The sequence below is a fragment of the Formosa sp. Hel1_31_208 genome, from assembly GCF_900104785.1.
Lineage (GTDB): Bacteria > Bacteroidota > Bacteroidia > Flavobacteriales > Flavobacteriaceae > Psychroserpens.
On the sequence record NZ_LT629733.1, the window covers coordinates 1,189,954 to 1,209,491 of the forward strand.

A 19,538-nucleotide genomic window follows, 5' to 3' on the forward strand; every position below is an offset into this window, starting at 1 on the left:
CTGAAAAATTTAATCATCTTGTATGTTAGCTTCTATTAATACAATTGTTTTTTCTAAAAAGTCTAATATGTTTTCTTCGTTTATTGTGACAAATGATTGATTTAAGTAATAATCGAATAAAGCACCATCAGTTTCTAAATTTGTTAGGAACTCAATGTAATTTGATTTAGGAACTTGCCTGGTATTAACTCTAAAGTTTCTCGTATAATCCGTACGATCAATAAATATGTCTGTATTGCGTAAAGGAATATACTTGTTAACTAATGGTGAATAATTATTAATCCAGTACTCTCTCCGTATAATAATGTCTTCTTGGTAATCGCTTAATTCTCCTGTCCATTGATTTAAAGCATAGCGTAATTTCGTATCTCGTATTAATTCTAAATTTCCTGAAGAATTTAAGTCGTTGATAACACCAAGTCTTGGATCGAATGTTGCAAAATTATAGGCTTGCCCTATGAGACTATCTAATGTTCTTGTTTCGAAATCAGATGACGTTTCGAAATTTAGAAGGATTTTTAAAGCGTTAATGCATGCTAGATTTATTTTATGGTCAAATTCAAGTTCATTAATATTTTGTTTGAACTCTTCTCTTAGGCTATTTAATATTTGTTGTTCTCGTGCTTTTTCCTTTTGGATTTCATTCCAATTATTAATCTGTAGGGCAATGAGAATACCAATAACCACAAGAACAATCTCGCCTATGGCGTATTTAAAGTATTTGGACGTTTTATTTTCCATGAGTAGTGATTTTCGAATATGTCTAAAGAATTTAATCATAAGCACTAGTTGCTTTGTGGTGTAGTAAGTTCTATAATTTTTTCTAAAGTCTTTTGTACTTTTTGTAATTCTCCACTAGTATTTAGTATCTGATCTGTAAAATCATATCTACTTTTCACCAAAAATTCGAACTCTAACGTTTGTAGTGCCTTAAACTTATTTCTTTCGTCTTTAAAATTAAAATTCCAATCAAAATGTTTAGACATATAGGGGTCGTATTGGTCCCATGTATGATTACTAGAACGCAATTCCTCTTCTTGGTAATCTGTTATCAAATCATTCCAAGAAATCAACAAATCACGTAAGGTTTCATTTTGAATAATATCAAATGAAGATGTGCTTGCCAGTGCACTAATACTTGTTTGTGACGGATTAAAAGTCACACCTCCATAAGACCACCATAAATGGCCAGCTAATGAGTCTAAAACTGCTGGCTCTGGTTTAGATTTTATGGGGAATAAGCTTATGATTTTGGCACAACTGCTGTGTGCTAATTGATGTTGTCCTATTACCGAATCTAACTGTTTTTTGTTTTGTTTAAACTCTTTATGAATATTGCTCAAAATGGCAGTTTCCTTGTTAGAATTTATTCTATTTTCATTCCAGTTATTAATCTGTAACGCTATCAAAATCCCAATCACCACAAGAATAATTTCACCAATAGCGTATTTAAAATATTTGCCTGTTTTGTTTTCTTCCATGAGATTGTAGCGGATTTTTCGAAAGAATTTAATCATTAACAGTTTGGTTTAATGTATGAGTTCTCGTTCATTATGAATTGTTTTTAAAAGTTGAATGCTGACACTTTTAAGTGCTATTAAGTTATCTGACAAAGACGTATTAATCCAATAATGTCCGGCCGCATTACGTTCTATTAATTCATGATTATCTTGAATGTTTTTTAGAGCCTCTGGTTTGCTTTTATGAGAAAACAACTGTCTTGTATTTGGATCTAATTCAAAGGCTGAGGTTAATTTAGCAACCGCTATGTCTAGAGGTGTAATCCAAGTTTTATTTGTGATATTTGATTTTTCTATATCTGAGATATAACCATAATATTCAATAATATCCTCGGTTAATTCTGGATTCCATAAAATCTTCATGTTACCAGTTTGAGACAAATCAGTGTAGGTAATGGTGCTTGGTGTAAACTCTGAAATTATCCACCCTCTTCTAAAAAAGTTCGTAATTATTGAATCTAATGCGGTATGATCAGATTCTGAGTTTAAGGTTTTAATTAAAGTGTTAATAGAGATTTGGTTTTTCTCTATTTCAGAAACCACATAATTTATGGTCGTCGTATCATTTTTAACATCATTAATTAGCCGCTCCAAATAATTGTCTTTTAAACTAATGAGCTTTCTCGACTCATTCCAATTATTAACTTGAAGTGCTAATAGTATGCCAATCATGACCAAGGCGATTTCACCTATAGCATAAAGTAAGTAATTACTAATCTTATTTTTTGAGAGTAATTTTTCGCGTATGTGTCCAAAGAATTTGATCATCTTAATAGCAATGCTAAAGTGATCAAGTTGAGGTTGGTTTGAGGTTAGTTATGCTAAATATAAGTAATACTAATTAAAGATTCGTTACAACAGATTCTGTGTCTAATACAGATTATGGATTACTTCTTTTTATAGGCTATCACTTTAATCTCAACGACTAAATCGGGATGGGGTAATTGATGCACAGCTACGGTTGTTCTTGTTGGTCCAGTGGCTTTGTCAAAGAATTCTCCATAGGCTTTATTATAACCTGCAAAGTCATTCATATTTACTAAAAATGAAGTAACATCCACCACATCTTTAAGTGAGGCTCCAACTTTGGCAAGATTGCTTTCAATATTTTTTAAGACTTCTCGGGTTTGGGTTTCTATATTAAGGCGTTTGGTTCCCATCTCGTCAATAATATCTACACCAGCAATGGTATTGTTTGGGCGTCTAGAGCTTGTGCCTGAGACGAAAATAAAATCGCCAACTTGTTTGACATGCGGATAGGCTCCTCTTGGTGTTACTGTGTTTTCACTCATAGTTTTAATGTAATCCAGCGACTCTATCATCTTCTAAAATCGCTTCAGTTTCAGTTTTTACTTTTTCTAATATAGCTTTTAAATTATCTGAAGGCGTAATTCTACCTTCGTCTAACATAGTAATTATGGCTTTGTCTTGGGCACGACCTCTTAACATGGCCGCTCTATAGCCTATGTGCTCATTAAAGGTTACTAAACTATATTTTGACGAGTATTCTTTAGGAAATTCCTTTTCTAAAGCCATTTCAATTTTACGTTTTTCTTGAAATATTGGGTTCGCCACATGAGCTTTCATTTCATGGAAATTATCGATGGCTAAATCGGCTATAGCATCGGTGTCTTTTTTTCGTGTTTTTTCATATTCTGAAAAGATACGTTCCCAATTACCTTCGTACTGATCTAAAACCGCATCAAACTCTACGACATCTTCAAAAGACGCGTTCATCCCTTGTCCGTAAAAGGGGACAATGGCATGGGCCGAATCTCCCATAAGCAAGGTGTTGCCCTTATAATGCCATGGTGAACATTTTACCGTGCCTAGAGGTGCGGTTGGGTTTTCGAAGAAATCATCTACTAAATTTGGCATTAACTCTAAAGCATCTGGAAATTCTTTCCGGAAGAATTCTGTGACAATTTCGGGTGTCGTTAAATTATTAAAGTTGTATTCGCCTTCATCATAACTTAAAAATAGTGTTACCGTAAAGCTACCATCTAAGTTAGGTAAAGCAATCACCATAAAGTCTCCTCTTGGCCAAATGTGTAATGCATTTTTATAGGTTTTATAATCGCCTGTGGCCGTTGGAAGAATCGTTAGTTCTTTGTAACCATGAGTGAGGTAATTTTGAGAAAAGCTAAACAAAAATTTACGCTCTAAAAAATAACTTTTTCGTAACGCAGACCCAGCGCCATCAGTTGCAATAATAGCGTCGGCATCTTCAATAAATTCTTTTTTAGTATCGAAATCTTCAAATGTGGCAGTCGTATGTTCAAAGTCTACCGATACACATTTTTTATTAAAATGCAGGGTGACATTGTCATGAGTTTCGGCTTCATCTAAAAGTAATGCATTGAGTCCGCCACGAGAAATGGAATTGATATATTCATGCTCCCGACCACTATAATTTGATAAAAAGGTATTGCGCTCTCTGTCGTGCAGCATCCGGCCATTCATAGGAACGCATAGTTCTTTGACTTTTTCCTCAATACCCACCAGTTTCATAGCTTTATTTCCGCGATTTGAAAACGCTAGGTTGATAGAGCGACCCGCAGAAATATCCGTTTTGCGTAAATCTGGACGCATTTCATATACCGTAACATTATATCCGCGCTGACCTAAGCGAAGTGCTAAAAGACTACCACAGAGTCCTGCGCCAATAATCAGTATGTTTTGTTGTTTTTTCATAATTATTCTTTCTCTGGACGAGACCCAATCGAGACCTCTCTAATGCGCTCGAGGAGACATTTATTAATTCAAAATTTTCTTTAATCGTTCTACTAATTTATACACATCCTCAAATGAATTATATAAGGGAACAGGAGCACAACGTATCACATCTGGTTCTCTCCAATCACTAATCACACCTGCTTCTGTTAGTTTATGATGCAAACTTTTATCTGCATTTTTTACTTGTATAGAGAGTTGACAACCGCGTTCTTCAGGATGATGTGGTGTTATTATTTTGATATCAGAATTATTAAGAGTATTTATTAGGAACTCAAAATAGCTAGTTAGTCGTCGCGATTTTTCACAGAGTTTCTGAAATCCAGCTTGTTTAAACACATCTAGTGATGCCCGAATAGCGGCCATAGATAATATTGGTGGATTACTCAATTGCCAGCCTTCGGCACCGGGAAGTTGATCAAATTCATCCCGCATTTTAAACCGCGTATCTTTATTATGGGACCACCAACCAGTAAATCGGTTTAGATCTTTTCTATGTGCATGACGCTCATGAACAAAAGCACCAGATAAACTCCCAGGTCCAGAATTTAAATATTTATAACTACACCAAACAGCAAAATCGGCACCTGAGTCATGGAGGTTGAGTTGAACATTTCCTGCGCCATGGGCACAATCAAAGCCGACCACACAACCATGGGAATGCCCTAAATTTGTAATGCGTTTTAAATCAAAAAACTGTCCTGTATAATAATTCACACCACCAATCATTATAAGTGCTATCTCGTTTCCATGTACTTTCAAGAGGTTTTCTAAGTCGTCGTAGTTTGCTAATTCTTCACCTTCTCTTGATTTCCATAGTATTAATCCATCGTTATCATCATAACCATGATGACGCAATTGCGATTCTACGGCATATTTATCGCTTGGAAACGCATCTGCTTCTATTAAAATTTTATAGCGTTTAGATGTCGGCTTATAAAAACTTACCATCATCAAATGAAGATTGGTAGTAAGCGAATTCATAACAACAACCTCTATCGGTTTTGCTCCTACGATTTCCGCCATAGTATCGGTTAAATATTCATGATAATTTAACCATGGGTGGCGCCCATCAGTATGTCCTTCAACGCCTAGTTTTGCCCAATCTTCAAGTTCTTGATTGATGTAGTCTTTAGTTAGTTTTGGTTGCAATCCCAAAGAATTCCCAGTCATGTAGATAAGTTCATTACCGTTCTTGTCCTTCGGCATATGAAATTGAGTTCTAAATAATGAAAGTTCGTCATTGCGGTCTTGTTCTTTAGCAAATTCAAGACCTAATTGATAGTTAGACAAGGCACTTTGGTTTTAAGGTGTCTAACAAAAATAAGAATAATTCCCTTAGGAAAGAACAGATGAAAGGGCCAATTTGAGTGAGAGAAAGAATTACTTTTTTTAGTATCTTTAATAGAAATTATAGACCTATGGGAAAGACAAAAGAATACTCTAACGGTGAAGTAACTATTGTTTGGAAGCCTGATGCTTGCATACATTCAGCAATATGTGTGAATGGTTTGGGTGCGGTGTTTCAGCCTAAACAAAAACCATGGATTAAAATTGATGCAGCTTCCACAGATGCGTTGGTAAAACAGGTTAAAGCCTGCCCCTCTGGGGCATTGAGCTACTATATGAATGATGAGGATAACAAAGCGTCAGAAGTTTTAGAAACTAAAGTAGAAGTGTTAGAAGATGGTCCGTTATTAGTATATGGGACCTTGAAAGTCACCCATAAGGATGGTAGCGAAGAAACTAAAAATAGAACGACAGCCTTTTGCAGGTGCGGCGTATCACTTAATAAACCTTATTGTGATGGTTCTCATGTCAATAAGGGATTTAAAGGTTAATGCACCGAAATGTTTGAAAAATAAAGATTAAAATTACCTTCAGTCATTTTATGCTCTTTAGCAATTTTTAAACCATTAAAGTCTTCATAATTTTCAAAGGTGGTGGTCATGGAAGGTGATTCAGAATTGCCTTTCCTGTATACCCATTCTTGAATTATATAATCATCATTAAAGTAGAAATCATAGGCATCACCCGGTGTATAGCCACCTTCATTTCCGTATGTGATAGTGATTTTATTCAATTCAATTTTAGACATAGGAGCCACTTCTTTGATTGCTTCTGAAATGGTAGTCCCATCATCCCATACCAATTGAAAGGGTGCTAAAAACCAAAATTTGTCATTAATGAAGCTTTTATCCGTTTGCACAAAAGCACTATCAACAACCGTTCTGTTGTATTTGATGATATCATTATCCAAAGTAAGTGTTACATCGTCAGTCTTTGGATACCACTCCCATGACCGTTCAAAATGGCTGTCTCCTCTGTCTACATTAAATGTGAATTGGATGTCATTTACGTTTTTCCAGTTATCGAACCCATGAGCTTGAGCTATTTTTTCAGCTATTGTTAGCTCTTTTTTTTCTTCGGAAATGATTTCTGATGTTGATTCTTGGTCTTTTGATTCTGTTCTACAGGCTGCACATAAGGTTAGAATACAAATAAGTGTTATAAATTGTTTCATCTCTTTTTTTTGCAAAGGTATGAAACACTTTACATTTCCGAAGTTATTATTACTTTAGACTTTTAAATTAGAAATTATGAATGATGACCATTTTGAAATCAATAGACAAACCTGGAATGAAAAAGTTAAAATTCATTCTGAAAGTAAGATGTATGATTTAGAGGCGTTCAAAAACGGGAAGTCATCTCTTATGTCATATGAATTAAAGGCACTTGGTGATGTTAAGGGTAAGTCATTATTGCATTTGCAGTGTCATTTTGGCCAGGATACACTAAGCTGGAGTAGACTAGGAGCAAAATGTACTGGTGTCGATTTGAGTGATGAAGGAATTGCATTAGCCAAATCATTGAACAACCAGCTTGGCTTGGAAGCAGAGTTTGTGCGTTGTAATGTGTTAGATACCTCAAAATATATAAAGGACACGTTCGATGTTGTATTCACCTCATATGGTGTGATAGGGTGGTTGCCAGACCTTAAACCCTGGGGGCAAATGATTGCAGAGCGTTTAAAAAGAGGTGGTACGTTTTATATGGTTGAGTTTCATCCTATTGTTTGGATGTTTGATTATTTAGATGGAAATACCGTAATGCGCTATGGCTACATGCAAGACGAGGTTATTTATGAGGAGTATGAAGGCACTTATGCTGACGAGTCTTCAAAAATAACGAGCAAAGAATATGGTTGGAACCATGGTTTGAGTGAAGTCATTAATGCACTTGTTCAAGCCGGACTTCAAATTGATTTCTTAAACGAATATGACGAAAGTCCGTATAATGTATTCCCAGATCTTGTTGAGACTAAATCTGGGAATTATGTCACTAAAGATAAATTATATCCGTTGATTTTTGAATTAAAAGCAACAAAGCTTTAGTGGTTTTTCTTTAAAACTTCAGGCATTTTTTCTTGAAATCTCCTAAGCCTTGGAATCGATACATTTTTGATATATCCATTGTTGGGGTGCAAGCGTTCATAGTTTTGGTGGTAATCTTCTCCCATCCAGAATTTTTGGAAAGGGTATACTTCGGCTGCAATGGCGGTATTTAATTGTTTCGCTAAGGCAGCTTTTTTATCCTCAATGATTTGTTTTTGTTTGTCATTTTGGTAAAAAATAATTGAACGGTATTGTGGTCCTCGATCTGGACCTTGTCCGTTTACTTGTGTCGGATTTTGAGAGGCAAAATAGACATCCACCAAGGTTTCAAAACTTACAATCTTTGGGTCGTAGATCACTTCTACAGCTTCGGCATGACCTGTTTTACGTGTATTACTTAATTCATAGGTTGGGTTTTTTGTGAAACCGCCTGAATAACCGTTATAGACTTCTTCAACACCTTTTACACTTTCATAAACAGCTTCAACGCACCAAAAACAACCGCTTGCGAAGTAGGCGCTTGCTTTTCCATTTTTAAGCGGTACTTCAATGGGATTGGCATTAATTACTGCTTTTTGTTTTTCGCTAATTTGCGCATTGTTTTGACAGCTAAATAAAAGCGCGATGGATAAAGTGAATAGTAATTTCTTCATAGTTTTTTAATAAAATAATTCTTTTTCAATAGTCGAATAAAGATAAGAAACCTTAATTTTAAGAATGTGAAACTTTTATTAAAAGAAAAAGCCTTTATCGAATAAATAAAGGCTTTAGTAATTGGTGTGTTTCGGATTAAAGTTTCGCAAACATTTTCTCCATTTTTTCTTTTTCTTCTTTAGCTAACTCAGCGTCAACTAATATTCTTCCACTATGCTCATCTGTAATTACTTTTTTACGAGAGGCAATTTCCACTTGAATTTGTGGTGGAATGGTGAAGAATGAACCTCCAGAGGCACCTCTTTCGATGGCAACAACTGCTAGGCCGTTCTTTACATTATTTCTAATACGTAAGTAAGCATTGACTAAACGTTCATCTAATTTCTTTTGAAAATCTTCAGACTTTTTAAGTAGCGCTTCTTCTTCTTTTTGTGTTTCAGCTAGGATGGCGTCTAATTCACTACGCTTGTGCTTTAAGTGAGTTTTACGATCTTTAAGACGACCTTTGGTCTCATCGATAACTTCTTTTTTCTGATCTATTTGAACTTTAAATTCTTTAATATGCTTTTCAGCTAATTGAATTTCTAATTCTTGAAATTCAACCTCTTTAGTTAAAGAGTTGTATTCTCTGTTATTTCTAACATTCTTTTGCTGTTCTGTGTACTTTTTGATCAAAGATTTAGCTTCCTCAATTAAGTTCTTTTTAGACTTAATTTGATCGTCGATTAAATCAAGATTAGTTGCCAACTTCTCAATTCTAGTATTTAAACCTTCAACTTCATCTTCTAAATCTTGAACCTCAAGAGGTAACTCGCCTCTAACATTTCTAATTTCATCTACTCTTGAATCGATTAATTGTAAATCATACAGTGCTCTTAATCTTACTTCAACAGATGCTTCAGCTTTTTTTGCCATAATTATAAATACTTTACCGGATTTGTATGCGTCGTTGATAAAACGACTGCAAAATTAGTAATTTTTTTCGAGAGATAGTCTACTAAAAAGGTTTTTGTGAACTGTTCGCTTTCATAATGTCCAATATCTGCTAAAATGATCTCTTGTTCTGCGGAAAAGAAATCGTGGTATTTTAAGTCGGCTGTGAGTAACACATCAGCTCCAGCTTGCTTTGCAGCACTAATAGCAAAGCTTCCTGAGCCTCCTAAAACTGCTACCTTCTTAATTGTGTCGGATATAATTTCTGAATGTCTAATGCAGGTAACATTCATTGTGTTTTTTACAAAATCAAAAAATTCGAGTGAAGATTGAGCTTTATTGAGTTCGCCAATCATTCCAATACCTATATGTTGATCGAAATTATCAAGTGTTGCCACTTCAAAAGCCACCTCCTCATAGGGATGATGTTCAAATAGTACATTTAATAATCTAGACTCGCTATGTTTATTAAAGGTTACTGAGATTTGGATTTCTTGCTCTTCGTGCAAATGACCTTTTTCTCCGAGAGTAGGATTTGATTCTTCATTTCCTCTATAGGTTCCAGTGCCTTCAGCATTGAAACTACAATTGTCATAGTTTCCTATATTTCCTGCGCCTGCTTTAAAAAGCTGAGCTCTTAATGCATTCGCATTTCCAACTGGAACATAGGTTGTGAGTTTTTTTATCGTTCCCTTTTGAGGTATTAAAATACGTTTGTTTTCTAAACCTAATTTATTACAAATAATGTCGTTTACACCTTTATGGGCATTATCTAAAGCTGTATGAATCGCATAAATCGCAATATCGTTTTTTATAGCTTTTTGTACCGTTCGTTCAACATATGTTTTGCCGGTAATAGATTTTAAACCTTTAAATAGGATTGGATGAAAGCTCACAATAAGATTGCAGTTTTTGGTTATGGCTTCCTCAACTACGGACTCTATAGTGTCCAAAGTTACTAAGATACCAGTAACTTTGGTATTTTTATCGCCTACAAGTAATCCGACGTTGTCAAAATCTTCGGCATATGCTAGAGGTGCTAAAGTCTCTAAATGTGAAATGACGTCTTGTATAATCATAATGGCTAATTTGTTTCAAATATAAAATTTTATAGTCATTCGATATGTTTATCTTAGCATTTGATTTCTATATTATGACATTTATCAGAAAATTATTAATTCCATTTGTTCCGATTTATTATGTCGTGACTTGGATGCGCAATAAATGCTACGATCTGGGATGGAAATCTTCAAAGTCGTTCGATTTACCTATCATATGTGTTGGGAATTTGAGTACTGGCGGAACAGGGAAAACACCAACTATTGAGTACTTAATCAGGCTGCTCAAAGCCGATTATAAAGTCGCTACATTAAGTCGTGGCTACAAGAGAGAAACACAAGGGTTTATTTTAGCCGATGATAATGCAAGTGCACGAACCATTGGAGATGAACCGTATCAGTTTTATCGAAAATTTAAGGATATTGTTGTAGGAGTTGATGCCAATAGACAACATGGGATTTCCGAGTTAATTGCACGGCAAAATCCAGATCTGATTTTATTGGATGATGCATTTCAGCACAGAAAGGTGTCGGCAGGCTTTAATATCTTACTTACGTCATATGCTAATTTGTACTGTGACGATATCGTTTTACCTACTGGTAATTTGCGAGAGCCAAGGTCAGGAGCTCAGCGAGCAAATTTGATTGTAGTGACTAAATGTCCAACTTCATTATTAGATAAAGATAAAGAAAGGATCATTAAAAAGTTAAAACCGTTAGCACATCAAACGGTGTTTTTTAGTGTTATTTCATATGCTAGAGAGGTGCGAAATAGTAATAGTTCATTGCAGTTAGGCGCACTTAAGGGAAAGACAATTACTGTAGTTACCGGTATAGCAAATCCTAAGCCTTTTGTGGATTATTTAGATGGTAGCGGATTAACTTTCGAACATATAAATTTTCAGGATCATCACGATTTTTCTAATTCTGAAATTGAAATGCTTAAGAAGAAATCTATTATTTTAACTACGGAAAAAGATTATGTGCGATTAAAAGATAAATTCAAATCAAATTCTTCACAATTATATTATTTGCCAATTACGTTTCAAATAGGGCAACATGAAGTTTTTAATAAGCAAGTGAAGTCGTTTGTCAAAACTAATTAATTGATGAGGCTTTTGTATTATGGTCGTTAGCTAGTACTTCGTATAGTTTCTTCTCAAAGTCTTCCTGTTTGAAAGGTTTTGAGATGATGTCATTGAATCCAGCTTCATCAAACTCATGCATTTTGTCTTCGAGAGTTACTGCCGTTAAGGCAAAAATAGTCAACTCTTTATCGAAAGTTCTGATGATCTTAGTGGCTTCTAATCCACTAATGCCAGGCATGTGGATATCCATTAAAACGACATTATAATCGTTTTCGCGAACTTTCTCAACAGCGTCTTCTCCATTGTCTACAATATCACACTGTAGATTCATTTTACTTAGAATCTTTTTGGTGATCATCTGGTTAATCTTATTGTCCTCAACAATTAAGATTTTAATGTTACTAATGTCCAAATTACTAATGTTTTTAGAATAATCTTCTTTTTTAATTTTAACAGTTTCTGGAGCGTAGGTTAATGGAATTTCGAAGAAGAATGTTGTGCCTTTTCCGAGTTCACTTTTGAGGTAGATTTTTCCTTTTAGAATTTCAATAAGTCCTTTAACAATAGACAATCCAAGGCCTGTGCCACCGTATTTCCTATTAATTTGAATCGAGCCTTGGGAGAAGCTCTCAAACATATTGTCTTGTTTTTCTTTCGAAATACCGATACCATTATCTTCAATTTCAAAACGTAAAGTATGGTCATCTCCATTATTAGAGATGCTATAAACTCTCACCCAAATATCTCCATCTTTTGTAAACTTAATCGCGTTTCCAATTAAGTTAATGAGGATTTGTGAGATTTTTAAATTATCACCAATAAACGTTTCTGGTAAATCCTTTTGGAATTCATAATGCATCTGCACATTATTGTCTAATGCTGAATTATTAAGGGCAGAACAGACATTCTCAACCTTAGTTTTAAGATTAAATAATACAGGATCTAATTCTACTTTATTGGCTTCTATCTTATTAATTTGAAGGATATCATTGATAAAGGTTAACAAGTAGTCCCCCGAAAATTTTAAAGATTTTAAATGTGGTATTTGGTCTGGGTTTGGCTTTTCTTCTAAAAGCATGTTAGTCAATCCTGTAACCGCATAAAGAGGTGTTCTTAACTCATGCGTTACTGTGGATAGGAAGTTGGCTTTGGTTTTAGACGCTAATTCTGCTTTTTTCATGGCTTCAATCAGATCGTCATTTTTTTCTTGAAGCATGTTATTAGACTTTAATCTAATATTATTATTCTTGTAAAGAGAGAGCGTTAGCAAAGATAAAATCGTTATTAAAGCAATACTCAAGATTGTTGTAATTTTTGCGAGGTTGCTATCAGATTCCTGATCTTCAACTTTCTTTTGAAGCTTTTGAAATTCAGCGGCATTATAAGACTCAATAAACTCAGCTCTTTTTTCTGGGGATAAGCTAGCGCGCTCAATATTTAAGATAGAATCTGAAAGTTTAACATGTTTTTGAAGATAGCTGTAGGCTTCCTCAAAGTTGCCATCATTTTGATAGATATCACTCAGTGTGACATAGCCTTTGTTTATGTTCTCTGTTAATTGGTTGGCCAGAGCAATCTCTAGACCTTCATTTGCTAGTGTGATACCTTGCTTATTATTGCCGAGTTTATCTAATGCTTTTCCACTATAAATAAGTGCGTCAGAAAGGATGTTATTTTGATTATTTTTTTTGGCTAATACTATGGTTTTTTCAAGCAGTGATTTGGCAGTTTTATAATCTTTAAGTTGAAGGTGTATTTTTGCTTGGTTTAGTGTAATTTCTGGAATATTAACTTCTAAATTTTGTTCTTCAAAAAGGGTTTTAGCAGAATTTAAATATTCTAAAGCATTTTTGTATTCTTCTTTACCAGCATGCAGAATACCTTTAATACTATAAGTAACGGCTAAGTTTTGTGAATCATTGATATCGCGTTGAATTTCTGCTGCTTTTGTTAACGATACAAGTGCTTTATCAAATTCATTAACTAAAAACTGAAGTTTACCAATTTTAGCGTAGATGATACCTTGATTTTGCTTGTCTTCAGTTTTAATGGCCAGGCTTAATGCTGTTTCCAGATTGGTTTTTGCACTGAAATAATCACCACGTTGCGTGTCAAATTCGGATTGCGTGATGGTATTTTCTATACGTAGTTTCTGTACTTCAATATCTTCAATACCATTGTTTTGGGCGGATACTGAGCACATAAAGACTAATAAAAAAGCAACTATGTAGTGTTTGGTTTGGGACATATTTGACCATCTCTTATTGGACAAATATAAATATTTATTCGATAAAAGTCATGATTTCATCGATAAATTGCAAATTAAATCAATAATTCTACTAGAATATCCAGTCTCATTATCGTACCAGCCAATAATTTTTATCATATTTCCTATTACTGAAGTCATTTGAGAATCGAAGATACAAGAATGTGTATTTCCAACAATATCAATGGATACAATTGGGTCTTCAGTATATTCTAATATATGTTTTAGTGTGGTTTCAGAGGCCTTTTTAAAGGCTTGGTTAATATCTTCAATGGTGACTGTCTTTTTTACATTGAAGGTAATATCAGTTAAAGAGCCATTGGCAACTGGTACTCGAATGCCACAACCACCAATAACATCAGATAAATCTGGAAAAATTTTAGTCAAGGCTTTTGCTGCTCCTGTAGTTGTAGGCACTATAGATTGTCCAGCCGCTCTAGCACGACGTAAATCTTTATGAGGTTGATCATGTAAACTCTGATCTGTAGTATAGGAATGTACCGTTGTAATATAGGCTTGTTTCACGCCACAAAGCTTGTCAATAACTGAAATCATCGGAGCAGCATTGTTGGTCGTACAAGATGCATTAGAAATAATTAACTCGTCACCTGAAATGTCGTTATCATTAACACCTACTACTACGGTTTTGATGTCATCTTCTATGGGAGGTACTGATAAAATAACACGCTTGGCACCATTAATAATGTGGTGATTTAGATCTTTAGTTGTTTTAAACTTGCCTGTTGCTTCAATGACGAAATCAATATCAAATGAAGACCAATCAATTTGTTTAGGATGGTTAAAATTAAGAAGCGGAATGTGTCTTCCATTAATTGAAATAATATTATCCGATGAGGAGATATCATGATTTGAAACGCCATGAATACTGTCATATTTTAGTAAATGACTTAAGGTTTTTGCGTCTGCAAGGTCATTGATGGTAACAACTTGCATGTCATCTCTCTCTTGTATCAGTCGGAAAACACGACGCCCAATACGACCAAAGCCGTTAATTGCAACGCGAATCATTAATTGATATGTTTTTGTGCTTTATAGGAGGATCTTACTAAAGCACTACTTTCTACATGACGGAATCCGAGATCTAGCCCTATTTGTTTGTATTCATCAAATTGATCGGGTTGAATAAATTGTTTTACAGGTAAATGTTTTTTACTAGGTTGTAAATATTGTCCAATAGTAACCACATCAACTTCATTTTCTCTAAGGTCATGAAGCGTTTCAATAACTTCTTCACGTGTTTCACCTAAACCTAACATGATGCCTGATTTTGTTCGACGCTGCCCTTGTTCTTTTAAATATTTCAAAACATGCATACTACGATCATATTTCGCTTGAATACGAACTTCACGTGTTAATCGTCTTACCGTTTCAATATTATGTGATACAACTTCAGGTGCTACATCAATAATTCTATCAATATGAGTTTCAATGCCTTGAAAATCTGGTATTAAAGTTTCAAGGGTTGTCTCTGGATTCATGCGTCTTACGGCTTTTACTGTCTCGCTCCACATGATACTGCCCATATCTTTTAAATCATCCCGATCTACACTTGTCAAAACAGCATGTTTGATACCCATTATCTTTATAGAGCGCCCTACTTTTTCTGGTTCATCCCAATCAACCGTTTCTGGTCGTCCAGTCTTTACGCCACAAAATCCGCATGAACGGGTACATACATTTCCTAAGATCATAAAAGTTGCAGTTCCTTCGCCCCAGCATTCACCCATATTTGGACAGCTTCCAGAGGTGCAAATGGTATTTAATTTGTATTTGTCTACAAGCCCCCTTAATTCCGTGTATTTTTTTCCAGTTGGAAGTTTGACACGAAGCCATTTAGGTTTTGGTTGACGAGCAACTACAGGTTTCGATACGATATCAGTATTCATCTTCACAATTTATAGAATGCAAAGATACAAAGTAAATTCTTAATCATATGTTATAATGTTGTGAGATACCAGATACTAAACCCTATTAAAAACAGGATGCCTAACCAGCTCAAAACATGCATTATTAGACTTGGTCGCCAATCTTTTGGAGTGTGATTACTGCTTATTAAGCGGTAGTTGATTATCGCATAAAATGGAGCTGTTAAAAAGGAAAGAATTGTCGCTATTTGTATGAGTAGTCCCATTTCAGATTTTAAGAAAAAGAAAATTAAAATGGTACCAGAAATGAGAACTAAAATCCAATAGAAATAAGATATTTTTAGACGTTTACCAAAAATTAGTTCTGTAGTTTTTGTCATAGCTCTAGGAGAGGCATCAAGAGTTGTTAGTGTTGTGCTAAACATGGTTGTAAATGCAGCGATACCAATAATGACATAGGACCATTCGCCTAAATTTTTGGTATACATCGCTATGAGTTGATTTGCAAATGAACCAGCCTTCCCACTGAAATTTTCACCACTCTGAAACATGACTAATGCTCCAAGTGCCAGAAAACCAAGTCCCAAGACTATTGTAGCGCCATAACCAACATTAAAATCAAATAATGAAGATTTTATACCAAATGATGCCGTGTCTTTTTGTTTTTCAAGGGCCCAAAGGGAGTGCCAAATAGAAATGTCTAATGGTGCAGGCATCCACCCCATAAATGCGATGAGGAATCCAAATTCCATAGCATTTGGAAATATTTGGGTGATAGCTATAGGCTCAGTTGACTTCTGAAACGCGAAATATACCGCAACAATAGTGCTTAAAGTTAAGGTGATGATGATAAACTTCATCAGTTTGTCCAAAAAGCTATACTTACCAATAATTAAAATGAAAAAGCATATACTTAATATAACTACCGTCCACATTTCTGTAGAAATAAAATCACCAAAAAGTGATGTTGCTAATCCAGCTGTTACAATAGTAACAGCGGTTTGGATAGTAAACATGGTAGCGAATGTCAAGAAGAAATAAGTAATTAAAACACCTTTCCCTAGCTTTTTATAACCATCTAATAAGGATTCACCCGTAGCCAAAGCATATCTCGGGCCGAATTGAAAAAATGGATATTTGAAAATATGTACAAGAAGTAAAGCCCATATCAAACCAAATCCAAAATCGGCTCCTGCTCTGGTAGACTGTACCAAATGTGAAACACCTATTGCAGCACCTGCAAACAGTAATCCTGGACCAATTTTTTTAAGACTAAAAGTCATTATTTTCTTGTGATGATTTCAGCAAGTAGTTTTTTTGCTCTTAAAAGCTTCACTTTCACATTATTAATAGGTTCATTTAAAGATTCGGAAATATCTTTATAACTTAATTCTTGAAAATATCTCAGATTAATAATTTCCTGATAATGTGGTTTTAGTTTTTTGATATCTCTTAGAAGTTTTGCAAGATTTTGTTCTGTAATAAGTTTATCCTCTGCCGAAGGTGATTCGTCTGCGATTGCTAAGTAATCCTTATTGACATGGTTATTAGATTGGCTGGTAATTCTTGATTTTTGCTTCCGTATTAAATCAATATGTATGTTTTTAGAGATAGAAATAAGCCATGTTTTAAATTCATATTTTTCATTATAGGTATGAATTTTATCAAATGCTTTTGAAAATGTCTGTATGGTAATATCCTCAGCATCATTTTCATTTTCAGTGCGTTTTAATTGAAAGCCATAAACACTATTCCAGTATGTATCTAAAAGAAAATTAAAAGCAATTTGATTGTTTTGCTTTGCCAATTCTATCGCGTCCTTTACTTCCAATGCTGTGGTTTTGATGAGATATTTTTTATAAATATAAAGAATTGAAAAGTAATTAGTAAAAACTCTAGAATTGGGAGAAAGGTAATTACACTGGTTTCTTCTAACTTTTTTGAAGATAAATACAAGCTAGTATATTGGACTCCAAACCTTAATATGATTAAAGCAACTACCATTTCCCATTGAAACATTAAAATTAAAAGAGTGATGCCTAATATCCAAAAGCCTATTTGTGATACATAAAAAAGGGCAAGCATTATTTGATGAATTGGCTTGTAATGTTTGGCTGTACTAATGTGACGTCTTTTTTGAAGAATCCACGCTTTAAGAGTTGTTTTGGGAAGAGACGTTGTAAAACTATCTTTTGAAATACACAGAGCCGTATTTTTTTTGGTCGCTACTTGATTGACAAAAAGATCGTCATCACCAGATCGAATATCCATGTGGTTCATAAAACCACGAGCTTCGTAAAAGAGATCTTTCTTGTAGGCTAAATTTCTTCCAACAGCCATGTATGTATGTCCTATACGAGCATATGATAAGTATTGAACTGCTGTCATAAAGGTTTCAAATCGAATGAGTATATTGAGCAAAGATCCTTTTGTTTTTTTGTACGGACTGTAGCCTATAATCAAGTCTTTTTCATTAGTGAATTGGTTGCTCATTCTAGAAATCCAACGATTTGAAGTAGGTTTGCAGTCTGCATCCGTAAATAACAAAAAATCATAAGTTGCAGCTTTTATTCCGAGAGTTAGAGCGTATTTTTTATTGCCCCAAAATTTCTCTATCGGTTTAACATCAACTATTTTAATTCTATGATTGTCATTTTTGAAGGACTTCATCAGTTCTAAGGTCTCATCTGAAGAATGATCATTAATGAGTATTAATTCAAAAGTCGGATAGTCTTGTGCTAAAATATACGGGAGGTTTACTTTTAAATTTTCAGCTTCATTTTTGGCGCAAATAATAACTGAAACTCCAATTTTTTTTGGACTTGCCTCCCGTGGTTCATATGCCGCAAGACTTCCGAAGATAATTCCGTAATAAACGAGCTGAATTACAACGAAAATCACAAAAACGTAGAAGAGTACTTCCAAAAGCAAAATTAATGGTTAGGAGTGTTGCGGGTCATCACAATTTTCGAATTGATCTGGAGTTTTCCCACAGAAACCACAAGCATCGCCATTTTGATTCAGCATAGGGTTTTGACTCGCACATGTTCCAGCAAATTTACCGTCTTTTTTTGCCCAAATTTTAATAGCAATACCAGCGACACCTGCGCCTAGAAGTACTAAAGTGATAAGAAAGAGTTTCATGAGTCAATATTTTGTGCAAAGATATAGAATCTTCCTGTTTTTTGGTAAAAAAAGGATTGTATTATGTGCTATTTCATGCCATTTGTGACTTTAATTGTATATTAAGTGTCTTAAAATAAAGATTTTAAATTTATTACTAACTAATTATTAATCATTATGAAAAAATTATTGGCAGAGTTCTTTGGAACATTTTGGCTAGTCTTTGGTGGTTGTGGTAGCGCTGTGTTTGCTGCTGCTTTTCCGGAACTAGGAATTGGTTTTTCGGGTGTTGCATTAGCTTTTGGTTTAACAGTATTGACTATGGCGTTTGCTGTTGGTCATATTTCAGGAGCACATTTTAATCCAGCAGTATCAATAGGTCTTTGGGCAGGAGGGAAGTTTCCAGCTAAGGAATTATTGGGTTATATCATAGCGCAACTTATTGGAGCATGTGTTGCTGCCGCCGCTTTGTATTTTATTGTAACTGGAAAATCTGATTTTGTTGATATTGGTGGTTTTGCCTCTAATGGCTATGATGACCTTTCACCAGGAGGCTATAGTATGGTGGCAGTGCTTGTTACAGAGTTTTTACTAACGATGTTCTTTTTGCTAATTATTTTAGGCAGTACAAATGCTAGAGCACCCAAAGGATTTGCTCCTATAGCTATTGGTCTTGGATTGACACTAATACATTTAATTAGTATCCCTATTTCTAATACATCTGTAAACCCTGCGCGCTCAACGAGTCAAGCACTTTTTGCGGGTGGAGATTATCCCGCTCAATTGTGGCTGTTTTGGTTGGCACCAATAGCAGGAGCTATTGTAGCTGGATTCATTCATAAAGCCTTTTTCGATAAAGAATAAAAATAGATTTTAAAAAAA

General features: G+C 34.6%; 21 protein-coding genes. 4 read left to right on the forward strand and 17 right to left on the reverse strand.

Annotation, left to right across the window (positions count from 1 at the left end; translation table 11 throughout):
- Positions 1–9: 9 nt before the first annotated feature.
- The 6 genes from BLT57_RS05195 to kynU all read right to left on the reverse strand — a co-directional run bounded on the left by BLT57_RS05195 (position 10) and on the right by kynU (position 5,546).
- Complete coding sequence (locus tag BLT57_RS05195) at positions 10–741, reverse strand: DUF6090 family protein (protein WP_091423215.1); 732 nt, start codon at positions 739–741, stop codon at positions 10–12.
- Positions 742–785: 44 nt separating this feature from the next.
- Positions 786–1,517: a DUF6090 family protein gene (locus BLT57_RS05200; protein ID WP_091423218.1), complete on the reverse strand. Its 732-nt coding sequence runs from the start codon at positions 1,515–1,517 to the stop codon at positions 786–788.
- A gap of 12 nt (positions 1,518–1,529) precedes the next feature.
- Positions 1,530–2,288, reverse strand: a complete 759-nt coding sequence (locus BLT57_RS05205) for a DUF6090 family protein (protein ID WP_091423221.1) — start codon at positions 2,286–2,288, stop codon at positions 1,530–1,532.
- A gap of 119 nt (positions 2,289–2,407) precedes the next feature.
- Positions 2,408–2,812: a RidA family protein gene (locus BLT57_RS05210; protein WP_091426672.1), complete on the reverse strand. Its 405-nt coding sequence runs from the start codon at positions 2,810–2,812 to the stop codon at positions 2,408–2,410.
- Between the two features lie 4 nt (positions 2,813–2,816).
- Positions 2,817–4,214 carry an NAD(P)/FAD-dependent oxidoreductase gene (locus BLT57_RS05215; RefSeq protein WP_091423225.1) on the reverse strand — a complete coding sequence of 466 codons (1,398 nt, stop codon included), beginning with the start codon at positions 4,212–4,214 and terminating at the stop codon, positions 2,817–2,819.
- 63 nt (positions 4,215–4,277) lie between these two features.
- Positions 4,278–5,546 (reverse strand): kynureninase, encoded by a 1,269-nt coding sequence (gene kynU / locus BLT57_RS05220; protein ID WP_091423228.1) that lies wholly within the window; start codon positions 5,544–5,546, stop codon positions 4,278–4,280.
- Between the two features lie 128 nt (positions 5,547–5,674).
- Here kynU and BLT57_RS05225 point away from each other — a divergent pair, with 128 nt between their 5' ends.
- Positions 5,675–6,094, forward strand: a complete 420-nt coding sequence (locus BLT57_RS05225) for a (4Fe-4S)-binding protein (protein ID WP_091423232.1) — start codon at positions 5,675–5,677, stop codon at positions 6,092–6,094.
- Here the strand turns inward: BLT57_RS05225 and BLT57_RS05230 are convergent.
- Positions 6,091–6,777, reverse strand: coding sequence for a hypothetical protein (locus tag BLT57_RS05230; RefSeq protein ID WP_091423235.1), 687 nt, complete (start codon positions 6,775–6,777; stop codon positions 6,091–6,093). The genes BLT57_RS05225 and BLT57_RS05230 overlap by 4 nt on opposite strands.
- Before the next feature lie 76 nt (positions 6,778–6,853).
- Here BLT57_RS05230 and BLT57_RS05235 point away from each other — a divergent pair, with 76 nt between their 5' ends.
- The gene (locus BLT57_RS05235) at positions 6,854–7,648 is read left to right on the forward strand and encodes a class I SAM-dependent methyltransferase (protein ID WP_091423238.1); all 795 of its coding nucleotides are present in this window, start codon (positions 6,854–6,856) and stop codon (positions 7,646–7,648) included.
- On the opposite strand, the gene msrA is transcribed toward BLT57_RS05235, so the two are convergent.
- The 3 genes from msrA to BLT57_RS05250 all read right to left on the reverse strand — a co-directional run bounded on the left by msrA (position 7,645) and on the right by BLT57_RS05250 (position 10,314).
- Positions 7,645–8,301 (reverse strand): peptide-methionine (S)-S-oxide reductase MsrA, encoded by a 657-nt coding sequence (gene msrA, locus BLT57_RS05240; RefSeq protein ID WP_091423241.1) that lies wholly within the window; start codon positions 8,299–8,301, stop codon positions 7,645–7,647. The genes BLT57_RS05235 and msrA overlap by 4 nt on opposite strands.
- A gap of 136 nt (positions 8,302–8,437) precedes the next feature.
- A complete protein-coding gene (locus tag BLT57_RS05245) occupies positions 8,438–9,217 on the reverse strand; it encodes a zinc ribbon domain-containing protein (RefSeq protein WP_091423243.1) in 780 nt (259 codons plus the stop codon).
- A gap of 2 nt (positions 9,218–9,219) precedes the next feature.
- Complete coding sequence (locus tag BLT57_RS05250; protein ID WP_091423246.1) at positions 9,220–10,314, reverse strand: Nif3-like dinuclear metal center hexameric protein; 1,095 nt, start codon at positions 10,312–10,314, stop codon at positions 9,220–9,222.
- Between the two features lie 74 nt (positions 10,315–10,388).
- On the opposite strand from BLT57_RS05250, the gene lpxK reads away from it, so the two are divergent.
- Positions 10,389–11,399 carry a tetraacyldisaccharide 4'-kinase gene (gene lpxK / locus BLT57_RS05255; RefSeq protein WP_091426673.1) on the forward strand — a complete coding sequence of 337 codons (1,011 nt, stop codon included), beginning with the start codon at positions 10,389–10,391 and terminating at the stop codon, positions 11,397–11,399.
- Here the strand turns inward: lpxK and BLT57_RS05260 are convergent.
- The 7 genes from BLT57_RS05260 to BLT57_RS05290 form a co-directional block, all read right to left on the reverse strand.
- Positions 11,392–13,584 (reverse strand): ATP-binding protein, encoded by a 2,193-nt coding sequence (locus BLT57_RS05260; RefSeq protein WP_231928770.1) that lies wholly within the window; start codon positions 13,582–13,584, stop codon positions 11,392–11,394. The two genes, lpxK and BLT57_RS05260, sit on opposite strands and share 8 nt — an antisense overlap.
- A gap of 93 nt (positions 13,585–13,677) precedes the next feature.
- Positions 13,678–14,676: a type I glyceraldehyde-3-phosphate dehydrogenase gene (gap, locus tag BLT57_RS05265; RefSeq protein WP_091423254.1), complete on the reverse strand. Its 999-nt coding sequence runs from the start codon at positions 14,674–14,676 to the stop codon at positions 13,678–13,680.
- Positions 14,676–15,554, reverse strand: coding sequence for a lipoyl synthase (lipA, locus tag BLT57_RS05270; RefSeq protein ID WP_091423257.1), 879 nt, complete (start codon positions 15,552–15,554; stop codon positions 14,676–14,678). The genes gap and lipA overlap by 1 nt, the downstream gene beginning before the upstream one ends.
- 50 nt (positions 15,555–15,604) lie before the next feature.
- Positions 15,605–16,816 carry an Nramp family divalent metal transporter gene (locus BLT57_RS05275; protein WP_091423260.1) on the reverse strand — a complete coding sequence of 404 codons (1,212 nt, stop codon included), beginning with the start codon at positions 16,814–16,816 and terminating at the stop codon, positions 15,605–15,607.
- The gene (locus tag BLT57_RS05280) at positions 16,816–17,364 is read right to left on the reverse strand and encodes an RNA polymerase sigma factor (protein ID WP_091423263.1); all 549 of its coding nucleotides are present in this window, start codon (positions 17,362–17,364) and stop codon (positions 16,816–16,818) included. The genes BLT57_RS05275 and BLT57_RS05280 overlap by 1 nt, the downstream gene beginning before the upstream one ends.
- The gene (locus tag BLT57_RS05285; RefSeq protein WP_369825400.1) at positions 17,355–18,458 is read right to left on the reverse strand and encodes a glycosyltransferase; all 1,104 of its coding nucleotides are present in this window, start codon (positions 18,456–18,458) and stop codon (positions 17,355–17,357) included. The genes BLT57_RS05280 and BLT57_RS05285 overlap by 10 nt, the downstream gene beginning before the upstream one ends.
- A gap of 15 nt (positions 18,459–18,473) precedes the next feature.
- Entirely contained in the window at positions 18,474–18,677 is a 204-nt protein-coding gene (locus BLT57_RS05290) for a membrane or secreted protein (protein WP_091423272.1), read from the reverse strand.
- A gap of 156 nt (positions 18,678–18,833) precedes the next feature.
- On the opposite strand from BLT57_RS05290, the gene aqpZ reads away from it, so the two are divergent.
- Positions 18,834–19,520 (forward strand): aquaporin Z, encoded by a 687-nt coding sequence (gene aqpZ / locus BLT57_RS05295; RefSeq protein ID WP_197675475.1) that lies wholly within the window; start codon positions 18,834–18,836, stop codon positions 19,518–19,520.
- Positions 19,521–19,538 lie beyond the last annotated feature (18 nt).

What these genes read in the sequence shown, in the direction of transcription:
- lipA (WP_091423257.1), bottom strand. Translation starts at nt 15,554, where the DNA reads ATGAATACTGATATCGTATCGAAACCTGTAGTTGCTCGTCAACCAAAA.
- BLT57_RS05245 (WP_091423243.1), bottom strand. Translation starts at nt 9,217, where the DNA reads ATGGCAAAAAAAGCTGAAGCATCTGTTGAAGTAAGATTAAGAGCACTG.
- BLT57_RS05195 (WP_091423215.1), bottom strand. Translation starts at nt 741, where the DNA reads ATGGAAAATAAAACGTCCAAATACTTTAAATACGCCATAGGCGAGATT.
- msrA (WP_091423241.1), bottom strand. Translation starts at nt 8,301, where the DNA reads ATGAAGAAATTACTATTCACTTTATCCATCGCGCTTTTATTTAGCTGT.
- BLT57_RS05235 (WP_091423238.1), top strand. Translation starts at nt 6,854, where the DNA reads ATGAATGATGACCATTTTGAAATCAATAGACAAACCTGGAATGAAAAA.
- aqpZ (WP_197675475.1), top strand. Translation starts at nt 18,834, where the DNA reads ATGAAAAAATTATTGGCAGAGTTCTTTGGAACATTTTGGCTAGTCTTT.
- BLT57_RS05205 (WP_091423221.1), bottom strand. Translation starts at nt 2,288, where the DNA reads ATGATCAAATTCTTTGGACACATACGCGAAAAATTACTCTCAAAAAAT.
- BLT57_RS05225 (WP_091423232.1), top strand. Translation starts at nt 5,675, where the DNA reads ATGGGAAAGACAAAAGAATACTCTAACGGTGAAGTAACTATTGTTTGG.
- gap (WP_091423254.1), bottom strand. Translation starts at nt 14,676, where the DNA reads ATGATTCGCGTTGCAATTAACGGCTTTGGTCGTATTGGGCGTCGTGTT.
- lpxK (WP_091426673.1), top strand. Translation starts at nt 10,389, where the DNA reads ATGACATTTATCAGAAAATTATTAATTCCATTTGTTCCGATTTATTAT.
- BLT57_RS05210 (WP_091426672.1), bottom strand. Translation starts at nt 2,812, where the DNA reads ATGAGTGAAAACACAGTAACACCAAGAGGAGCCTATCCGCATGTCAAA.
- BLT57_RS05275 (WP_091423260.1), bottom strand. Translation starts at nt 16,816, where the DNA reads ATGACTTTTAGTCTTAAAAAAATTGGTCCAGGATTACTGTTTGCAGGT.
- BLT57_RS05250 (WP_091423246.1), bottom strand. Translation starts at nt 10,314, where the DNA reads ATGATTATACAAGACGTCATTTCACATTTAGAGACTTTAGCACCTCTA.
- BLT57_RS05230 (WP_091423235.1), bottom strand. Translation starts at nt 6,777, where the DNA reads ATGAAACAATTTATAACACTTATTTGTATTCTAACCTTATGTGCAGCC.
- BLT57_RS05260 (WP_231928770.1), bottom strand. Translation starts at nt 13,584, where the DNA reads ATGTGCTCAGTATCCGCCCAAAACAATGGTATTGAAGATATTGAAGTA.
- BLT57_RS05215 (WP_091423225.1), bottom strand. Translation starts at nt 4,214, where the DNA reads ATGAAAAAACAACAAAACATACTGATTATTGGCGCAGGACTCTGTGGT.
- BLT57_RS05200 (WP_091423218.1), bottom strand. Translation starts at nt 1,517, where the DNA reads ATGATTAAATTCTTTCGAAAAATCCGCTACAATCTCATGGAAGAAAAC.
- BLT57_RS05290 (WP_091423272.1), bottom strand. Translation starts at nt 18,677, where the DNA reads ATGAAACTCTTTCTTATCACTTTAGTACTTCTAGGCGCAGGTGTCGCT.